Origin of the sequence: Paenibacillus brevis, from assembly GCF_018919145.1 — a bacterium.
Lineage (GTDB): Bacteria > Bacillota > Bacilli > Paenibacillales > Paenibacillaceae > Fontibacillus > Fontibacillus brevis.
Window position 1 is genome coordinate 1 of sequence record NZ_JAHLQJ010000058.1, and the last position, 530, is coordinate 530.

A 530-nucleotide genomic window follows, 5' to 3' on the forward strand; every position below is an offset into this window, starting at 1 on the left:
GCTCTTAGTAGCTTAACCATTATGCTGCCGTTTTGCGCCTGGTGCTCTGTTGTCCGTTGCCTACGCTTGCTTACCGCAAGGGTGCAGACACTTCCAAAGGATCCCCAGTCCCAAAACTTTCGCATCTGTATTCACTACCGATTACTTCACTTGCTGTGACACAAGTTCAGCTAAAAGGAATGTTCTAATTCGCAGATTCTTCGTTTCGTTATCCAGTTTTCAAGGATCAAGGTTTACATAACAAATAGATGAAATTCTTTGGTGGAGCCAAGGAGGATCGAACTCCTGACCTCCTGCTTGCAAGGCAGGCGCTCTCCCAGCTGAGCTATGGCCCCGCAAATTCCATCAAAACTGAACAAATGAAAGCACGTCAATGGTTGCTTTGCTTACGCAAAGCGATGGATCCGGCGGCTTACAGCCGACCGAAAACTTTGTACCGTTCCCTACAGGAACGAGGTACTCCATAGAAAGGAGGTGATCCAGCCGCACCTTCCGATACGGCTACCTTGTTACGACTTCACCCCAATCAT

Annotated in this window: 1 tRNA gene and 1 rRNA gene; both read right to left on the bottom strand. The window is 48.3% G+C overall.

Annotation, left to right across the window (positions count from 1 at the left end):
- Nucleotides 1–259: 259 nt before the first annotated feature.
- Nucleotides 260–335 (bottom strand) — tRNA-Ala (locus KQJ23_RS23585).
- A gap of 132 nt (nt 336–467) precedes the next feature.
- A 16S ribosomal RNA gene (locus KQJ23_RS23590) occupies nt 468–530 on the bottom strand; the annotation flags it as partial.